Raw genomic sequence first — 19,461 nt, forward strand, 5'->3', positions numbered from 1 at the left:
AATCGCGACATCATCTGCCATGTGCATCCTCAGCTATTTTTTCACCTGAAACCTCGACTAAAAAGTCCAACCATCGATGAATCGTCTTTACATAATTTGTAACGAATAAATCATGCGAACCATCACCAATAATATGATTTTTCCATTCATTATGCATAATATATGGCGTAATTAGCATGCCTTTTAACTGCATTAATAAATAATTTCGATCATTAATTGATGAATGCTGTTTATCAAGTACACTAAAAAATGCCCTGCTAATAAAATAATTTTCCTTCGCTAAATAGGTCACAGCCATCTCTCTAACGAATACAGAATCTAGCGACAATTCTCTATGTATAAAACAAGAGAATTGATGATTACTTTGTTTATACTGTATAATGATGAAAATTAATTCCTTTAACTGATCCAAAGCATGTAAGTCTTGATAATGCTCTAACGCTTCTTCCATGGTATCAAGATATTTTTCGTAATAGTCCGTAACCGCATATTCCAGCAGCCCTTGCTTTCCTTTAAAATAATAACTAATAAGCGAAACATTAACATTGGCCTTCTCCGCAATATCCCGAACAGAAGTGCCATGAAATCCTTTTTGAAAAAATAATGCGGAAGCTGCTTCTATTACTTTTTGTTTCGAGAGATTAGTCTTCATACGATTCAACTCCTTACATCTCCATTACGACATAGAGATGATTTATCCTGCAATTTTCGCTCGACAATATTTATCATACATGTCGAAATACTAAAGAGAGAGGAAAATCTAAATGTTCCAAACAAGTATATATTCTGGAAATAAACTAAAAGATTATGAGTTATTAATTCGTCAACTGCAAGCATTAAGTGAAGATGAAACGGATGCTATTGCCATACTTTCCAACGCATCAGCCTTATTAAATCAATTTCTTTCCGATACAAATTGGGTTGGTTTTTACTTATGGAAAGAAGATGAGCTTGTGTTAGGTCCGTTCCAAGGATTACCAGCATGTATCCGTATTGGTTATGGAAAAGGTGTTTGTGGAACTGCTGTTAAAGAGCAATCAACCCAACGGGTAGCTGACGTTCATAATTTTTCTGGTCATATCGCATGCGATAGTGCTACCAAATCTGAAATCGTTGTCCCTATCATTATAGATAATAAGGTTTACGGTGTTCTTGATATTGACAGTCCGATGATGGATCGCTTTGATGAAATTGATCAGGAATATTTAGAAAAGTTTGTTCATGCATTACAAACTTATTTACCCTAAGTATACCTAATAATAGATCATAACTGGAAATCGGCTGTGCGGAAAGCCCAGCCGATTTAATTCTTCCATTTATAAGAACTTATCTATCTTTTACACGCTTCACTACACTATTTTTCCCTCTATGCTTCGCTTCATATAGTGCTTTATCTGCACGAATAAAAAGCTCACTTACGGAATCATCGAAATCCTCTGACCAAGAAGAAACGCCACAAGATAGTGTTACAGTTGGATTAGTCCGTTCCTCTACTTGCTCACGAATGCCTGCAGCTATTTGGACCGCATCATCAATTGATAGGTTAGGAGTGTATATGGCTAATTCTTCCCCTCCCCATCTGGAAGGAATAGCATCTTGTTCAGAAAACCTCATTATTACATCAGCCACTTGTTTAAGTACTTCATCTCCAACATGATGACCGTATGTATCATTAATTCGTTTGAAATCGTCAATATCAAATAAAATTAATGAGCCCATTCTAGCTGTTTTCATTTGATTTATGACAACTTTTTCTAAATAATTCCTCGAATATAATTTTGTTAAGTAATCTGTGATAACCGCTTTTTCCAATTCCTCTTTTAAGATAGCATTAGCGAGTGCTAAAGAGCAATGTTGAATCAATGATTGCAATAATTTAAACACTTCAAACGAGAAGAAATAGGACGCTTCATGCATAATCACAACATGACCATATGTATGGATGTCTTGTCGCAACGGAATAATCATAAGCGAATGATAAGGAAATGTTGGAATATATTCAAACTTCCCATAAAATGTTGGATGAACGATATCCTTCAGTAATTTATCCACTAGACTCTGATTTTCTTCTTTTTTAAAGTAGGCAGTGCTCGCAGTTAGAACATCAGCATACGATCCATCAGACCGTTGAAAAATAAAACCTATTTCCGAAGCACGACATACCTCTTTGATTTTTTTTCGAACAAATTCTGTAATATCAGTCAAATTTAAATTGGAATTCAATTGATGTGTAACTTCATTAATTAGTTTTAAATCCGCGATCAGCAAATTTGCATTTTCGAGTAGACTTGCGTTTTCTATTGCTTTTCCAGCTGTTTGAGCAATATGTGTTATAAAATCTACATCGCTTTTCGCGAATACATCACAGCTTTTTGAAATCAATTGGATAACACCATACACACCTTGCCTTCCCGTTAGAGGAACATATAATTTTTCACCTGCACCTCCTTTTCTTTTCTCGATTTGAACCTCCTCAGTCATGAACGCTTTAGATCCAAAACCATTTGTACTATCATCCGTATACGCCATCGACTTTACTGAAAAATTATAATCAACTTCCGTATCATGTGCGAGTAATAAGTGTAGCGAATGGGTTGGATATATTTCACGAATTGCATCAATGACTTCATTTAAGATGGAAGATTTCCGTTTCATGGTAAATATACAAATGGAAAGATCATATAAAAACGGGTAGTTTATTTGTTGTGGATAATATTGATCCAATTGCATTATCAACCTCTGAGATTCTGATTGAACAATCGCAAGTATAGTAGGATCGATTTGAAATGCTTTAAAACACACTAATACCTTGGAAAAATTTCTATCTTTTAGCTTTAAATAAAATACAGAAGATCGATCAATTATGCACTTTCCAAACTGATTATCATTTGATATAGCATTCAATGGTAATTGGTTTAATACGTTTATTTCATTTGAAGGGTCCATCAACTGAATGTGATACGAATTAGTTGAACGTAGATAGTGATATACACCTACCCATTTTAGATGCAATACCTGCTTGATCGCTTTTATCATATTATGTAGACTTTCTTCATAAGAGAGATGGGATAGATTAGAGGTAATTTGAAAGTATGCCTGCTGCAGGTTCCCTTGAATCAAATCTCTGTCTTTCATCATTTATCACCTCTCATTCATTATCATCAATGAGTCCAATGAACTATTTTATAGTTTTATTATATATGAAATAGTTCATTTTTCCTATATGAAGTTGATAATTTTTCCAAATTTTATTTATGGTTGACTATATTCATTAAAAATTATATACTAGTCTTTGTGTAAAATAATTAAGTAGCCTTAGTGAACCAACACTTGTATGCATGTTGTTCCTCTGTAATGAGGTGTATCGCGTAACTCTTAGCTGCTGGAGCGATGATACATGAAAACATCATGGTCAGGTGATTAGGAACACGGCTTTTTGTTTTATGCAAATAAAATAAAAAGGAGGAAATGTCTTATGGCTCGCTATACTGGATCAGTATGGAAAAAATCACGTCGTCTTGGCATTTCATTAACTGGAACTGGTAAGGAATTAGATAAACGCCCTTACGCTCCTGGTCAACATGGACCTAACCAACGCAAGAAAATCTCAGAATTTGGTTTACAACAACAAGAGAAGCAAAAGCTTCGCTTTATGTATGGATTGAACGAACGTCAATTCCGTACGTTGTTTAACAAAGCTGGTAAAATGAAAGGTATTCACGGCGAAAACTTCATGATTTTGCTTGACTCTCGTTTAGATAACCTTGTATATCGTTTAGGTCTTGCTCGTACACGCAGACAAGCACGTCAGCTTGTAAATCATGGTCATATTACTGTAGACGGTGGTCGCGTTGATATTCCATCATACATGGTAAAACCAGGTCAAGTTATCAGCCTACGTGAAAAATCTAAGAATCTTGATATTGTTAAAGAAGCAGTGGAAGTAAATAACTTCATCCATGAATATTTAACATTTGATGCTGATAAATTAGAGGGTACGTTCACTCGCTATGCAGAGCGCGAAGAACTTCCAGCTGAAATTAACGAAGCGCTTATTGTTGAATTCTACTCTCGTTAATCCTTTTAGATTGCAAAGTAATGCACAAAAAGCCCTTGTAATGTTGTTGTATCAACGTTTAAAGGGTTTTTTATTTTTATCTACTTTGCAAAATGATGCAGGATAATGAACTAAATTAGAGCCTATTTTGGGATCAAATAAATTACTGGCATGGATGAAGGGATGGAAAGAAAAGATCAGTTCACTACATGTGTTGCGGGCTGACTGATGAAATATAGATGTAGTAGTCCATCTATTATTTGATTACACCCTCTAGTGATATGTACCTCCTTGCCATAGTTTTTGAAATCAAAAATGTTATTATAGTTGGTATATAAATTGGGTTGATTTCAAATAAGGTCAGTCTTCCACAAACAAGCCGTATTGTGGGAGTAACTCTTATATTGCGTAGTAGACACATACTGTGCAACAAACAACTTTTTTTGATGAGTTTGTAAAGGAATGTATTAACTAATACGTTAAATATGTTGTTTATAAGAGAAGAAATTGATACTTCATTCTCCGTGTTCCAACAACTAAGTTGAATTTCATTGAAATAGTTTATGGGACTTTCTTGTTGACAATATTTAAAATTTGGCATATCTTATACTTAACTTAATAATCGGCAGATGTTTATTTTTGCCTATTTAAATAATTAGGCCTTTAGCATTCTTTTAATATTTAATATTGACTGGATGAAAAAGTACCCTAATATAAAGGGAAAGAGTAACATAAAGTAATATGACGTATAAAAAGGTAGTTCTTCAAAAAACTTTGTTGAAGTTAGTTGAAGTAAAACCGACAATTTTCAAGACTCAATGATTTTAAATCATCATTGAAGTTTTGAAGTTGTCGGTTTTTTTATTGAGTAAGTATAAATTTATTCAATAATCGTAATGGAGTAAATAAAATGTATAACTTTTTAGAAAGATATATGGCCTTTTCTAAAAGTAATTTTTAATGTGTTAACGCCGTTTAGAAGGGAGAATGTTTTGTGTTAGGTTCTTTGAGTTCATCATCATTGTTATCATTATTTTTTATTATGCTTGTTATTTCTGGACTTAGTGGCCTTTTGTTTTTACACCCACGGATACCATTAAGTTTTGTTCGTATTCATATCGGTATCGTGGCTTTACCATCTTTAGTTTCCTTATTGGCTCTCACTAATAACAGTGGGAATAGAGGCGATGGTTTTTGGTACCTAGATTCCTTAGCTTGGTTAATGGTTTTCTTTGTTCTTACAATTGGATTGATCATTCAGCGTTTTTCTGTACGTTATTTAATGGGAGATCGTTCTTATCGAAAGTATTTTACGCTTTTTACTTTCACTACAGGTGCTGCTTCAATTACATGTTTAAGTGCTGATCTCCGTTTGATGGTCATATCTTGGGGAGCGACTCTCGTCGGTTTAACCTTACTTATAAGGTTAAACCGTGCATGGAAAGTAGCAAGTGAAGCAGCCAAGGTTTCTGGTCGATTATTTATATTAAGTTGGTTTTCATTATTATTTGCGATAATTTGGCTTTTTCAAGTCACAGGTCAATGGCAGTTATCATTAATTCTAACAAATGAAAGTTTAGCTCAACTTGGAGCATGGGAGAGAACAGGGGTTAATTTATTGATTGTATTAGCAGTGATAATTCCTGCGGCCCAATGGCCTTTCCAAAGGTGGTTGATTGAGTCTGTTGTTGCTCCAACTCCTGTTTCAGCGATTATGCACGCAGGTTTAGTAAATGCAGGTGGGATTATGCTAGCTCGATTTTCTCCTCTTTTTAATGGTGATATAGCTTCGATTATTTTACTTATTCTTGCAAGTTTTTCTGTATTGATTGGATATGGAATTAGTTTAGTACAGGTTGACTATAAACGTCAGTTAGTAGGCTCTACGATCGGGCAAATGGGGTTTATGTTCATTCAATGTGCGTTAGGTGCGTATGTAGCAGCCATTATTCATCTTATCTTACATGGTTTGTTCAAAGCTACGCTGTTTTTACAGGCTGGTTCGGCAGTACGTCGTTTCGAAGTATCGACTCCCGTTAATGAAAGGTCATCCTATTTATGGATCATGGCAGGTCGGACATTAGCCTTAGTTATAGGGATTGCTTATTGGCTCATGGCTCCTTTAGAGGGGTATCAATTGATTAGTGCGTTAATCTTAGGGTGGTCATTGTCCGTTTCTTGGACACAGCTCGTAGCTTTTGGAAAGGGGAGAATTGGTCGAATTGTTGGCTTATCATTTTTAGGAGGAGCAGCCATTGTTTATTTTATCATTCATAATCTCTTCTATGAGTGGTTACGCACAACCGTTTTCCAAAGTGTTCAACCTCCAATGTCAGTTGTCATCATTGTCGTATGTCTCTTATTATTTGGTATTGCGATGGGTACATGGGTTGCTCGTAATCGTTCTTCTGTTTCCTTCGCAATACTTTATCTTTGGTTAGTACGATTAGGTGAAGCAAAACCAAAGTTAGTAGAAAGTCATCCAAACTACCTTAAACAATATTTATCTCAAGGAGGTAATCGGTGATGAACGGAACATCTGTATTAACGAAAGAAAATGTAAAAAAGCAAGATACAAATATTAATCATCAAGAAAGTAATATTAGCGTTTTAATAGAATCTGCTAGTCAAGTAATTGCACCACTTTGGCCAATTTCTGCATTTGCAGCACGTAATCCGTGGACGGGACTTGAAAAGCAATCTTTTGAACAGGTTGCAGGTTGGTTAAATAATACTCGTGATATTGATATCTACCCTAGTGCCTCTATGATCCTTTCGGCAAAGAGTAAAGGTGAGATTGATGAAGCTTTTGTGAAAATGGGTCTACAGCATTGGCTTGATTCCCATTCCTTTAATATCCCACGGAACGTGGCAGAGCGATTTTGTCATGCTGCACTAAAATTAGATCCATTACCTTCTAACCTTTTATCATCACTTAAACTGGAGAAATTGGCAGATGAATTTAGTGGACTGAATACGGATCGTATCGATAATTTTTTAATCCAACCAATAAGTTCGAATATAGCGAATGAAGATGGTGAAAGGTTAGTCAATATTCTCGATCATCATGTCATCAAGTGGTGTAAATTATACCTTGATGACTCACAGGCAGGTTGGACAATGCCAAATCGTGATGAAGGTTTCTATCGTGCGTGGCAGCGTCTTATTCAATATGATCCGGCACTTAATAAAATTCAACGTAAAAGTTTAAAAGGTTGGCCAAAAGAGGCACATATGGCTTTAAAAAAAGCGTTATTCGCGCTAGAAATCCCTAATTCAGAAATACAGACTTATCTTGAAGGTCATTTGCTCTCCTTACCTGGGTGGGCAGGAATGATGCTCTGGCGCTCCCGACAATCAAGCCATGAACATTCACTCCTAACAGAATATTTAGCAGTTCGAATTTCCATGGAGTGGGCTCTATTAAAGCCTTATCTACAGTTGACCAATCAACGACCTGAGAAAAAAGTTTCGATTGCTCCCCTTATAGCAGCGTGGATCCATTGGGGGGACCTTACAATCAAGGAATGGTCACAGATGTCTGCCGCTGAACAAAACGAATATTTATCATTTGCCTACAGCTTTGATGAGAAGCTTCGCAGGAAACTTTGGTTAGAAGCTTGGGAACAAACACACACAGATCGATTAAGTCAGCAGATTATCTCTAAACAACGGAAGATCATCGACAAAAAATCTGCACTAGCTCAATTTGCATTCTGCATTGATGTACGATCAGAACCTTTTCGTCGTCAACTTGAAAAAGAAGGTCCGTTTGAAACGATTGGAATTGCTGGTTTCTTTGGATTACCGATAGCAACTAGTGAACTTGGTAGCGATCATAGCCATTCTTCCTTGCCGGTTATACTAAAGCCTCAACATAAAATAAAAGAGACTGCTGATGAAAATGAACTCAAATTATATCAACAACGTAAGCAGGCAGTTACTTCCTTAAGCTATACATTTAAAACGATGAAACAGAATGTACTTGCTAGCTTACTTTTACCTGAGCTAAGTGGACCTTGGCTTAGTCTCCAAATGGTATCACGTAGCTTTGTACCAAGAAGAGCAGATCGTTTTATTCGTAACCTTCGTGAGACTTGGTTACGCAAACCTAATACAACGCTCTCGCTTAATCATGTTCATCATCTAGAAGCGGAAATGCCTGTTGGTTTTTCTGACGAAGAAAAAGTGAATTATGCCCGTCAAGCTTTGAAAATGATGGGGTTAACAAAGAATTTCTCACCATTAATCGTAATATGCGGACATAGTAGTAAAAGTACCAACAATCCTTATGCTGCAGCTCTTGAATGTGGTGCGTGCGGTGGAGCGGCAGGTGGATTCAACGCTAGGGCCTTAGCCACTTTATGCAACCTTCCAGAGGTAAGAAAGGAACTTTCTTCTGAAGGAATTGAAATTCCTGAGGACACCGTTTTCGTAGCCGCTGAGCATAAAACAACAGTGGATGAATTACATTGGATTTATGTTCCTGAACTTTCCGAAGCTGCACAGGAAGCATTTGACCGTATCGAAGCTATAATGCCGAAAGTGAGCCGTAATGCAAATGCAGAACGTCTAGCCCAATTACCGAATTTTAAAAAGGAACTTAAAAATCCTAAGGCTGAGGCACACCGATTTGCGGAAGATTGGAGTGAGATACGTCCGGAATGGGGATTAGCTCGTAATGCTGCTTTTATTATCGGCCAACGTGAACTAACTCAGGATTGTGACTTGGAAGGTAGAGCCTTCCTTCATAATTATGATTGGAATCAGGATGAAAGTGGTGATCTCCTAGCTAACATCATTGCAGGACCAGGAACGGTGAGCCAATGGATTAATCTTCAATATTACGCTTCAACGGTCGCACCTCACTATTATGGTAGTGGAAATAAAGCAACTCAAACCGTTACAGCAGGTCTTGGTGTTATGCAGGGGAATGCAAGTGACTTGTTAGCTGGACTACCTTGGCAATCAGTCATGCAATCAGATCACGAGGTTTATCATTCTCCTCTTCGTTTGCTGATTGTCATCCAAGCCCCTAGCGGATATGTAAAACGGCTATTAAATAATGATTCAGTATTTCGAGAAAAAGTTCAAAATGGATGGGTTCGACTTGCTAGTGTCGATCCAGATGGACGCTGGGTAAATTGGTAACTACTATCAACTAGTTGCTACTTAAATAACAATTTATAAACATAAAGAAGGAGTGTACTATATGAATTTAGATAAAAATAAAAAAGCACTATTTTTAACGGACATGGAAAACGGGTTGGAGCCTATTTTACAAGAAGTAACAAATATTCGAGCAGAAAACATGCTAACTATACAAAGCTATGGCTCCGTAATCTTACATCCTTATGGAGATATAATGAGGTCTATTATCATTGCGATTTATCAGGAAAATGTTGAGGAAATTTTTGTAGTAGGAACAAAAGATAAGAGGACTTCCACAGTTAATGTATCAACTCAACTTGAATCAACGAAAAACAAAATACAAACATTAGATTATCTTTTTCAAAATAGTAAGCCTGAATTTTCAGGTGGTACGGTCGATGAATGGCTAAATGGAAAAGAAAATGGTAGTGACAATATCGAAAAAAGTGTTGATATCATTCGTCATCATCCATTAGTTCCGTCACATTTTAAAGTTCGAGGTTTAATAATAAATAATTATGATGGAAAATTCTCAATTGTGGAGGTTCCTACTAATAAAACAGTGTCAAACCTAACCTGATCATCACTTGTCATTTCCTTAAGAATTAGAAGCTAGGAGCAATAAATCATTTAGCTCTATACTAGTTTTCATATTTACTGAAAGGAGAAATTAATGGACTCTAATTTAACTGATTTTGTAATTGCAACAAAAGAAGAAATAAAGTATGTTTGATTGTGCAAATATGGAATGTATTAAAAAGATAATTAGAAAAGCAATTGATTTTATAATTTAAAATCTTATGAGGAAGTTGAGAAAACCTATTTAGGTAGCATCAATTTTTTGCATATACACTCTATTATGGACGAAAACATATTATCTAAAATTATTGAAGTCTCAATAAACAGTGAAATTGAATTAAATATTGAAGGTGTATATGAAGGTTATGTTATGAGGGATTATTAATGGATGGCTAAAATAATCAATTTTGTCAATATAGCATGCATCTTAGACTTTCGAATTCAGGATTGACGACTGGCGCTTTGCTTTATTTTATAAGGATGAAAAGCGACATAAAGACTTAAAAGCATATGGAATAAACCAATTTTTTGGTTTGATAGGAGATGTAGTATATATGAAAATATCTAAGGGTTCTTATGAATCTGAGATAAGTAAGGCAATTACTCAATGGGAAAAGGATTTTCTTGGGCGGGGGTCTGTATCAGTTAAGACAGATATATTAAGAGATATGATTATTGTAATTCTAAAAGGTATTTTAACACCAGCTGAATATAGCGTTTGTGAAACAAAAGAGGGAATGTTAACTATAAAGAAAACTCGTTCGGAATTAGTTGAATCAGGTATAGAAGATCTTAAGGATATTATATTAACTATTACGGGAGAAGAAGTGAAAAGTTTCCATACTGATATAAGCTCTCGTACAGGTGAACGAGTGATGGTATTTAAATTATTTAATGATCTTGAGAAAAATTTTAATGTAAAGAAATAAAGGAATGTAACCTTGTAAATAATAATTTTTTAGTAAACAATACTATATTATAATGTCTTCGATAACCTATTCGAGCAGGCTGAGACATATTAGTTATTCTAATTTTATACTAAAATAATATATAAACGATTTTTTTGGACAGTATAGAGATTATTGTAACAATGCATAAATAACGATATAGAAATAAGCGGATGTGTTTATCAACTTTCGCTTATTTTTGTTTTATTGTTATTGCACAGTACAACGTGCAAAGATTAGGTAGTGCAATTGGGTGCTATCCACAATAAATAGTAATATTAATGAGTCTAAAATTTGCAAGCTCTAATTCACTTCTGCATATTTTGGCTCTCTTTTTTATTCAAAAAATATACTGCCATATATAGCATTCATTAAATGCCAAATACAGATAGTGGTGGTAACTTCAAGACTATGAGGGACAATACTTGCCCATTCTTATGGAGAGCAAAATACATAGCATGGTTTACAAAATTTATTATATCGTTATTAATATTAACACCGATTGCGTATAAGCACATAGAATAATTTTCATCATCATTTTGGGGTAATAAGCGGGGCAGCCTGTGTCATGCGAAAAACTAGTAAACGCATCATCTGGTATTGTTCAACCATATCATGCACGGTGAAGCAATATCATCCTTATCCAATTTTATTTCTAAATCTAAAGGCAAAACCATTTTAATTCTATCAAAGGGGATCCTTTTTGTTTATATTAAATTTTGAAATTAATCATAAAAAAATATTGGGACTCCACATTAAGATGTCGTCCCACGAATTTTTATTTTACTCGGGTTTTGTTCCAGCCCCTTTTAAACGTGATGTATTCACGTGAAATTATTAGAAAATAAATTGTACGGTGACCCTATTTAACAATCGGCATTGATAATGAATTAATTCATAACCATAGATTGAGAATAACTTACTCACTTATTTACCAATCCTTCTAAATGTCCCAAACCTTTATATAATTAACTTCACCTATTCCTTTTCGTTATACCTCTGAAGTGCTTCTATTTCTCTTTTTAAACGTTCTTCCATCAGCATATTTTCTTCTTTTAGAGAGTTAGACAAAGATGTTAACTGATCCTTAAGCCAATCCATAATTCTAATTTCTAAGCTTTCCATACTCTCATTTAACTTACTTTCACGTATATCATCCTCCAAAGATGTAACCTCTATTTCCTTCAACTTATTTTTCAGATCCATCCTCTGTTTTTTTAAATTCTGTTTAAGTTCATCTTTTTGTGCTTTCATCAGATTTATTAAATCTGCTTTATATTGTTGAATAGCTTCTCCATATAGTTGCTTTGACTGATTACTATACTGAAACTTACTTTCTTCTTTTGCCCCCATCGAATCTTGTTCCGTATGATCCATGAGCAATCCATCCTCCTAAAGTTTGATATATCATTACCATATGTAACTATATAGTGATGTGACACCTAAGCATTCTATATTTTCTGAACAAGTGTCTATACAGTGAATACTCCCCCTGAATACATTGTACATAACGATTAATGTCTATTAAGGGAGAGAAAATCATGAAAAACTCGCTCGATTTTTGTAATGAGTGCTGTAAACATTTTAAACATTGTGACTGCAAAAGAGAGTCTCCATGTAAAAGACAATTCTGTAAAAAATGTTTTCATAAGCTAGAATGTCAATGTCATAAAGATATGAAGCAACAGCAAGAGCAAGGATTTGGCGATCAAGACCAAGAACAAAGTCAAGGTGATGAGCAGCAACAGCAAGAGCAAGGATTTGGCGATCAGGACCAAGAACAAAGTCAAGGTGACGAGCAGCAACAGCAAGAGCAAGGATTTGGCGATCAAGACCAAGAACAAAGTCAAGGTGACGAGCAGCAACAGCAAGAGCAAGGATTTGGCGATCAGGACCAAGGACAAAGTCAAGGTGATGAGCAGCAACAGCAAGAGCAAGGATTTGGCGATCAGGACCAAGGACAAAGTCAAGGTGACGAGCAGCAACAGCAAGGACAGGGGTTTGGTGATCAGGATCAAGAACAGAGCCAAGGCAATCAAGAACTACAGCAAGGACAAGGACATGGTGGTCAAATCCAAAATCAGGGTGATCAAGATCAAGGGCCGCAAATTCAAAATCAGGAGCATGGTGACCAAAGAAATGGAGATCAAATTAATGAAGGACATACAAATATATCTCCGTTGGAAAATGATCAAACCATATCAACTCCTGTTGATGTGGACGGAGTAACTGTAAATGTAAAATGTGGTGATTGTGTTCCCTTTCCATTTTTCCCACCACACGATGATCGTAAAGATAAGTGTAAATGCAAACGATGCAAAAACAGGAAATGTTCACCTGATTGTGACAATTGCACCATATGTTCATGTAATTTACTAGAAATGTTACAATCTTTTCAGATCACAACTACGGATACTGATGCTAAGCAAGTAGATCTATACATCTCATCCATAACATCACTAAGCAACCCTATTGAAAATCAGACTATCACCGATATTATTGACTGCTGTATCGTTAAACTTAAACCTGCCTCACAACCTGAAGTAATTCCCAGCACAACTGTGCAACTGTGCGATATTGCTGGAATAAGAGCGGAAAACTCTACAGAAAGCCCAAATGCTTTAGATTTTATAATAGATGTTGCTCGTGAAATGAACGAACATGGTGATGACCATCAGAAAGACTGTAATTGTCCTCGTTGCGCAAAAGCAATGGGTGATGAGCTTGCATGTGCTGCGCGATTTGGAATACTTGTCAACATATCAATAACTGGCTTAACTACTCCACTATCTTTATATGTACTAAACGTAAAAGACTGTTTTGTTTTTCTTGTCGATGATCTAATGAATCCCTCAGAGATTTTTGCTTTTTCCCTATGTTCTGTAGTTGGGTTTACTGTAGAGTCACAAACCATCTAAAGAAGGCAAATTGTACCTCCTAACTATATAGGCTGGAAAAAAGCATATAGATAAATCCATGTAGGATTTGAAATTCCATATGGATTTATCGTTTTTCATTACGTTATTTTTTTCTAAAATGGTCCCCAATCAATCCATACACCAATTGTCAACGTCAGAATGGCAATGACTAACCAAATTAAAAATAGTGGTAAAACCCTCCTTCCCCACTTCGTCCATGGCACATTTGCTACAGCGAGACTTGCCATTAATATGCCGGATGTTGGAAAAATAAGATTCGTCAACAAAATACCCTAAGCTGGTTGCTACAAAAATGAGCAGGTACTTATGTCTGCTTGTAAATACAGCATGAAGCTGCCTCCCTCTACTATCCTTATCCACGCCAATGATACTATTTGATGTATCTTCTACACCCTTTTAGCATATCTCCATATATACCAAATGGTAGCAGCCAAGGGAAGCCGGACACACAAAATAGCTGCCGAAAAGAATTTCTCGACAGCTATTCAAACTAATCATTAATTTACAATACTTATTGCTTCTATTATTTTTTAAAACGTAATAAGAAAGTACTTTTTCTTTCCTCTGCGTATAACAGTAAATGTATCTTCAATACGATCATCCACTTGCAAGTCGTATTGCACGTCCTGCTGACGTTCCCCGTTGAGATAAATAGCACCATTCGCTATATCCTCACGTGCTTGTCGCTTTGATGGAGAGATTTTAGCAGCAACCAGTAGATCAACTAAATTCATATCTTTCGATTCTGCTTTATACGTTGGTACATCTTTAAATCCCTGTTTAATATCACTTGCTGTAAGTTGTTTTATATCTCCACTAAATAAAGATGCTGATATTTTTTGTGCTTGTTCTAATGCTTCTTTACTATGAACAATCAGCGTCATTTCCTCAGCTAACCGCTTATGAGCTACGCGCTTTTCTGGTTGCGTATTAATTTCGTCTTCCAGACTTGCAATTTCTTCTTCAGAAATAAATGTAAAATAGCGGAGAAACTTGATAACATCACGATCATCTGTATTTAACCAAAATTGATAAAATTCATATGGAGATGTTTTTTCTGGGTCAAGCCAGATTGCTCCTCCAGCTGTTTTACCAAATTTAGTACCATCCGCTTTCGTAATTAATGGAACAGTTAGTCCAAAAACATTTATTTCGTCATTTTCATTTTCTCTTGAACGACGAATTAGTTCCATTCCTGCGGTAATATTTCCCCATTGGTCACTTCCACCAATTTGTAACGTACATCCTTCTTCTTCATTTAATTTCATGTAATCCAGGGATTGCAGAATCATATAACTAAATTCTGTATACGAGATACCCTGTTCAATACGCGCAGATACCGATTCTTTTGCAAGCATGTAATTGATGCCAAAATGTTTACCAGCATCCCTTAAAAAGTCAATAACAGTCATACTTGCTAACCAATCATGATTATTTCTTGCAACTACTGGATTTTCTCCTTTGTCAAAATCAAGAATACGAGCAATTTGCTGTTTAATTTTTTCACTGTACCCTTTCACTACGTCGCTTTCATTTAGGGAACGCTCTGTATTACGTCCACTTGGATCTCCGATCATTCCCGTACCACCACCGATGAGAGCAATTGGACGATGTCCCGCCTTTTGGAATCTCTTTAGCATTGTAATTGGCACCAAGTGTCCAATATGCAAGCTATCACCAGTAGGATCGAACCCACAATATAATGTAACCTCATTTTCAGCTAGATGCTTTTGTAAACCATCTCTATCCGTTACTTGGTTAATAAGTCCTCTTGTTTCTAGATCCTGTAAAATATTCAATTCCTTCACACTCCATCATTTTTGTTTCTTTCTAGCTCAATATGCTTGTACTGCTTACTCCAATGAAAAAAATAAAAAAACTCCTCCCTCAAAAAGGGACGAGTTATATTCACACGCGGTACCACCCTTGTTGCAATTGCTTGCCACTTGGGATTGATAACGGTGTCGCCACCGTTTCTTTATTACACCATAAAGAAAATGCTCCAGAATGTAATTCATTTTACAAATATTCCTGACTTTCACCAACCGCCAGTTCTCTAAATAGGGATTTGTAAAACTACTTCGTTCTTTCTCAGCATCGTTTATCCTATTACTATATATTCATATCATATTCATTTCATAAAAGCAATAATAAATCAAAATTTAATATACCCTAAATAGTGAATATGCTATAATGAATAAGGAATTTAGGAGGTTTTGCCATGAATTTTAAAGAACGGCTTCATACATATTTTGAAAAAGCCAAATCTATTTGGAAAACGGGAAAAATCCAGACTACTTCACGTATTTCATATAGTGTCGTTTGGAATGTTATCCTATTTTTTCTTGTTATCGGCCTAATTGGTATGTTTTTTGCCGGTGGAGTGGGAGCAGGATATTTTGCTTCGCTAGTGAAGGATGAACCTGTCAGATCCTATGAAGTAATGAAACAGGATATATACAACTACGAAGAAACGTCCAAGCTGTACTTTGCAGGAGATAAATATTTTGGAGATGTCCGATCGGATCTTTATCGTGAAGAAACAACATTGGAGAACATCTCCCCTACTTTACTTGATGCTGTTATCGCTACAGAAGATGAATACTTTAAAGAGCATAAAGGAGTTGTCCCCAAAGCAATTTTACGTGCAGTATTACAAGAGGCACTTAATTCTAATGTAAAAACTGGTGGAAGTACGCTGACACAGCAGCTCATTAAAAATCAAATTTTAACAAATGAAGTATCGTTTGAACGTAAAGCAAAAGAAATCTTACTTGCACTCCGGCTAGAACGATTCTTTGAAAAGGATGAAATTTTAGAAGCATACTTAAATATTGTGCCATATGGTCGAGATGCATCCGGAAATAATATTGCAGGAGTTCAAACAGCTGCACAAGGTGTTTTTGGCGTAGACGCTAAGGATGTAAATCTAGCCCAAGCAGCTTATTTAGCAGGACTTCCACAAAGCCCCTCTGCCTATACTCCATTCACTAGCGATGGGAATTTAAAAGAGGGGAAAAGTTTAGAACGAGGCATCAATCGAATGAAGTCCGTACTTAACCGGATGTACGAATCAGAATATATTACAAAAAAAGCATATGAAGAGGCAATGGCTTATGATATAACTAAAGATTTCACAGGTAAATCAAAGTCACCAATTGAAAAATACCCGTACTTAACCTTTGAAGTTGAAAAAAGAGCCAAGGAAATTCTTACTACTCAACTTGCTAAACAAGATGGTTATACGGAAGAAGATCTTGCAAAAGATGATGATCTCGAAAAAGAATATCAATCGATCGCTTCAAGAAATCTACGCGTGAACGGCTATCATATCCATACAACAATTAATAAAGAGATTTATGAAGAGTGGCAGGATATCGTAAAAAATTATCAGTACTATGGACCTGATCGTACATTTACGAAAACCGTTGATGGAGAAACTGTAGAGGTTACGGAAAAAGTACAAACTGGTGGCATGTTAATCGAAAATAGTTCTGGTAAAATTATTAGTTTTGTTGGTGGTCGTGAATTTGGCCAAGATAGTCAATACAATTATGCAACGTTGGCTACCCGTTCACCAGGAAGTACGATAAAACCAATACTTGACTATGCACCAGCAATGGAAGAAGGTAAAATCCAGCCTGGTAGCGTATTAGCAGATATAAGAAAACCATTACCAGGTTGGCCAGCTGGCAAGCCAGGAAACTATGGAGGGGGCTTTCATGGAATTGTTTCAGCAAGAACTGCATTGGCTCAGTCCTACAACATTCCTGCGGCGGAAGTCTATTCCAAAATACTGCATTTAAATCCCGCAAAAAAATATTTAGAAAAAATGGGGATTACCACACTGAAAGAAATAGATTATACAGGTCCTGCCGCGTCAATAGGGACGATGGATGTATCGGTTGAAGAGAATGTTAATGCGTTCGCAACCTTAGGAAACAATGGCAAGTTCGCAGATGCTTACATGATAGAAAAAATCACGACAAATGATGGTGAGGTTGTCTATGAGCATAAGTCAAAACCAGTAGATGTATTTACACCACAGACCAATTATTTAACTATCGATATGATGCGAGATGTCATATCAAGTGGAACCGCCCGCTTTCTTAATGGCCAACTAAGCTATGGTGGCGTGGATTGGGCAGGTAAAACCGGGACATCAACGGATTACAAGGATGCATGGTTTGTTGCAACAAATCCAAATGTAACCTTTGGAACATGGATCGGATATAAAACGCCGCATTCCATTTATAATTCGAGTACGTCTCTAAGCTACAGCCAACGAAATATGAAGTTATGGGCGCAATTAATGAATAAAGCAACAGCCATTGATCCAGAGCTACTAGCACCGACAAATAGCTTTAAACGTCCAGGTGGAATCGTCCAGCGAAGCTATTGCGCCATATCTGGAATGCTGCCATCGGAGCTATGTGAAAAAGCTGGTTTAGTAAGGTCTGATCTATTTAATGCCAAATTCGTTCCTACAAAGAAAGATGATAGCTTAATTACTGGAAGTATTGTTATGGTAGACGGTAAAGCAGTAGTTGCCGGCCCAAATACCCCAAGTGAGTTTACTAAAGGTGATGGTCTAGCATTTAATCCAGAATTCTTAAAACGGAATGGTTATGATAAATTAGCAGATATTAGCCAGCTATTTCCTAACATTGCTACAGAGAAATGGGAAAAAATTAGCGCTCCTAATAAAGACGCCGGTGACATGCTAAAGGATGATGGAAAGGCACCAAGCGCACCAACATCTCTTAAAAAATCAGGAAAGAAACTAACTTGGAAGAAGTCAGGAAGCAAGGATGTTGTTGGCTACCGAATTTATCGGGCAACTGGACCAGGTAAAAAATTCACATTAGTAGGCAGCACAACCTCAACTAATTTTAACATAGGCACTGGTGATGCTAGGTACCATGTCAAAGCAGTAGATTATTTCGGTCTTGAATCAGGTGCATCGAAAGAATTACTCGTTGGTGATACAGGAGAAAAAGAACCAGAAACACCAGATAAAGGTAAAGAAAAAGATACTGTTAAAGATAAGGACAAGAATAAAGAAGAAGACGAGAAACCAGTTGATGATAAGGATACGGATAAAAAAGATCCTGATTCGAACAAAAAAGATAATGACGAGGATACCGTCCCTAGGGATGAAGATAAAGAAGAAACTCCAACTGACAATAGTATACCTGAAGCAACTATGAATTAGACGTCAGTATTTGTCAGGAACTTGGCTAAAGTCCCCCATTACTTTTCTTTAAAGCTTGCAAAGCGAAATGCTTTGCAAGCTTTTTTATTGGTTTAGACCTTCCCTTGCTTATAGGTGTTTATAAAAAAACCTCACTTCAAGGTAGGATAAAGTTGGAATCAGCTCAAGGAAGATTATATGGGATCAACTTACAATATTTACATTATCTGATTCATTTACAGGAAACCCACAAGCGCAAGCGCCCGATTAGAAACGTAGCGACTGGAGTGAGCCAACGGAGTTAAAGGAATCACGGTGAGCTTGCGAGCCGATGATGACTTAGTTTAGGGGGCGATTCATGAAGTCACCTAGTTTCTGGGCGCTGGAGCTGGAAGCTGCTCAACAAGCGCCTATTTATCCACATGGGCTAATTTTATAACTCCTTATCTTTAAAAAAAAACTGAGCTAAATTCGCTCAGTCCTTATCACTAAATGCTCAGATTTACGCTTCCTCTAGTAGCTATTATGGAATAATAGCTACTGCTTGCTTGACCACCACTCCGGCTGCCCACTTCCCTTTCCGTGGGGTTTGTC

General features: G+C 36.3%; 12 protein-coding genes, 3 pseudogenes and 1 other annotated feature. Of the genes and pseudogenes, 9 read left to right on the forward strand and 6 right to left on the reverse strand.

Annotated features, from left to right (window positions below; translation table 11 throughout):
* Positions 1 to 10: 10 nt before the first annotated feature.
* Positions 11 to 652 (reverse strand): forespore capture DNA-binding protein RefZ, encoded by a 642-nt coding sequence (gene refZ / locus RVS70_RS08740; protein ID WP_121605488.1) that lies wholly within the window; start codon positions 650 to 652, stop codon positions 11 to 13.
* Between the two features lie 112 nt (positions 653 to 764).
* Here refZ and RVS70_RS08745 point away from each other — a divergent pair, with 112 nt between their 5' ends.
* Complete coding sequence (locus RVS70_RS08745) at positions 765 to 1,247, forward strand: GAF domain-containing protein (RefSeq protein WP_026681454.1); 483 nt, start codon at positions 765 to 767, stop codon at positions 1,245 to 1,247.
* Positions 1,248 to 1,326: 79 nt separating this feature from the next.
* On the opposite strand, the gene RVS70_RS08750 is transcribed toward RVS70_RS08745, so the two are convergent.
* Positions 1,327 to 3,138 carry a diguanylate cyclase gene (locus RVS70_RS08750; RefSeq protein ID WP_166530176.1) on the reverse strand — a complete coding sequence of 604 codons (1,812 nt, stop codon included), beginning with the start codon at positions 3,136 to 3,138 and terminating at the stop codon, positions 1,327 to 1,329.
* Between the two features lie 337 nt (positions 3,139 to 3,475).
* Here RVS70_RS08750 and rpsD point away from each other — a divergent pair, with 337 nt between their 5' ends.
* The 6 genes and pseudogenes from rpsD to RVS70_RS08780 all read left to right on the forward strand — a co-directional run bounded on the left by rpsD (position 3,476) and on the right by RVS70_RS08780 (position 10,716).
* Entirely contained in the window at positions 3,476 to 4,078 is a 603-nt protein-coding gene (gene rpsD / locus RVS70_RS08755; RefSeq protein ID WP_321132891.1) for a 30S ribosomal protein S4, read from the forward strand.
* 973 nt (positions 4,079 to 5,051) lie between these two features.
* Positions 5,052 to 6,584, forward strand: a complete 1,533-nt coding sequence (locus tag RVS70_RS08760) for an NADH dehydrogenase subunit 5 (protein WP_026681456.1) — start codon at positions 5,052 to 5,054, stop codon at positions 6,582 to 6,584.
* The gene (locus tag RVS70_RS08765) at positions 6,584 to 9,208 is read left to right on the forward strand and encodes a DUF2309 domain-containing protein (protein WP_321132900.1); all 2,625 of its coding nucleotides are present in this window, start codon (positions 6,584 to 6,586) and stop codon (positions 9,206 to 9,208) included. The genes RVS70_RS08760 and RVS70_RS08765 overlap by 1 nt, the downstream gene beginning before the upstream one ends.
* Before the next feature lie 61 nt (positions 9,209 to 9,269).
* Positions 9,270 to 9,810, forward strand: a pseudogene (locus RVS70_RS08770) (carbonic anhydrase).
* Positions 9,811 to 9,881: 71 nt separating this feature from the next.
* Positions 9,882 to 10,172: pseudogene (locus tag RVS70_RS08775) on the forward strand (DUF6407 family protein).
* Between the two features lie 169 nt (positions 10,173 to 10,341).
* On the forward strand, positions 10,342 to 10,716 hold the full coding sequence (locus tag RVS70_RS08780; RefSeq protein WP_026681458.1) for a DUF2294 domain-containing protein: 375 nt from the start codon (positions 10,342 to 10,344) through the stop codon (positions 10,714 to 10,716).
* A gap of 514 nt (positions 10,717 to 11,230) precedes the next feature.
* Here RVS70_RS08780 and RVS70_RS08785 read toward each other — a convergent pair.
* Positions 11,231 to 11,411: pseudogene (locus RVS70_RS08785) on the reverse strand (IS5/IS1182 family transposase); the annotation flags it as partial.
* 301 nt (positions 11,412 to 11,712) lie between these two features.
* Complete coding sequence (locus RVS70_RS08790) at positions 11,713 to 12,111, reverse strand: hypothetical protein (RefSeq protein WP_026681459.1); 399 nt, start codon at positions 12,109 to 12,111, stop codon at positions 11,713 to 11,715.
* 299 nt (positions 12,112 to 12,410) lie between these two features.
* Here RVS70_RS08790 and RVS70_RS08795 point away from each other — a divergent pair, with 299 nt between their 5' ends.
* Entirely contained in the window at positions 12,411 to 13,652 is a 1,242-nt protein-coding gene (locus RVS70_RS08795; protein ID WP_321132895.1) for a hypothetical protein, read from the forward strand.
* Between the two features lie 113 nt (positions 13,653 to 13,765).
* Here RVS70_RS08795 and RVS70_RS08800 read toward each other — a convergent pair whose 3' ends face one another.
* Positions 13,766 to 13,936, reverse strand: a complete 171-nt coding sequence (locus tag RVS70_RS08800) for a hypothetical protein (RefSeq protein ID WP_226983528.1) — start codon at positions 13,934 to 13,936, stop codon at positions 13,766 to 13,768.
* Positions 13,937 to 14,203: 267 nt separating this feature from the next.
* Positions 14,204 to 15,472 (reverse strand): tyrosine--tRNA ligase, encoded by a 1,269-nt coding sequence (gene tyrS / locus RVS70_RS08805; RefSeq protein WP_026681461.1) that lies wholly within the window; start codon positions 15,470 to 15,472, stop codon positions 14,204 to 14,206.
* A gap of 91 nt (positions 15,473 to 15,563) precedes the next feature.
* Positions 15,564 to 15,775, reverse strand: a binding site (T-box leader).
* 119 nt (positions 15,776 to 15,894) lie between these two features.
* Between tyrS and RVS70_RS08810 the strand changes: the two genes are divergently transcribed.
* The gene (locus tag RVS70_RS08810) at positions 15,895 to 18,888 is read left to right on the forward strand and encodes a transglycosylase domain-containing protein (protein ID WP_026681462.1); all 2,994 of its coding nucleotides are present in this window, start codon (positions 15,895 to 15,897) and stop codon (positions 18,886 to 18,888) included.
* Positions 18,889 to 19,461: the final 573 nt, after the last annotated feature.

The sequence above is a fragment of the Virgibacillus sp. M23 genome, from assembly GCF_034190895.1.
Lineage (GTDB): Bacteria > Bacillota > Bacilli > Bacillales > Amphibacillaceae > Virgibacillus > Virgibacillus salarius.

Coding starts and splice junctions, on each gene's coding strand:
- refZ (WP_121605488.1), bottom strand. CDS start 652: ATGAAGACTAATCTCTCGAAACAAAAAGTAATAGAAGCAGCTTCCGCA.
- RVS70_RS08745 (WP_026681454.1), top strand. CDS start 765: ATGTTCCAAACAAGTATATATTCTGGAAATAAACTAAAAGATTATGAG.
- RVS70_RS08750 (WP_166530176.1), bottom strand. CDS start 3,138: ATGATGAAAGACAGAGATTTGATTCAAGGGAACCTGCAGCAGGCATAC.
- rpsD (WP_321132891.1), top strand. CDS start 3,476: ATGGCTCGCTATACTGGATCAGTATGGAAAAAATCACGTCGTCTTGGC.
- RVS70_RS08765 (WP_321132900.1), top strand. CDS start 6,584: ATGAACGGAACATCTGTATTAACGAAAGAAAATGTAAAAAAGCAAGAT.
- RVS70_RS08780 (WP_026681458.1), top strand. CDS start 10,342: ATGAAAATATCTAAGGGTTCTTATGAATCTGAGATAAGTAAGGCAATT.
- RVS70_RS08790 (WP_026681459.1), bottom strand. CDS start 12,111: ATGGATCATACGGAACAAGATTCGATGGGGGCAAAAGAAGAAAGTAAG.
- RVS70_RS08795 (WP_321132895.1), top strand. CDS start 12,411: ATGAAGCAACAGCAAGAGCAAGGATTTGGCGATCAAGACCAAGAACAA.
- RVS70_RS08810 (WP_026681462.1), top strand. CDS start 15,895: ATGAATTTTAAAGAACGGCTTCATACATATTTTGAAAAAGCCAAATCT.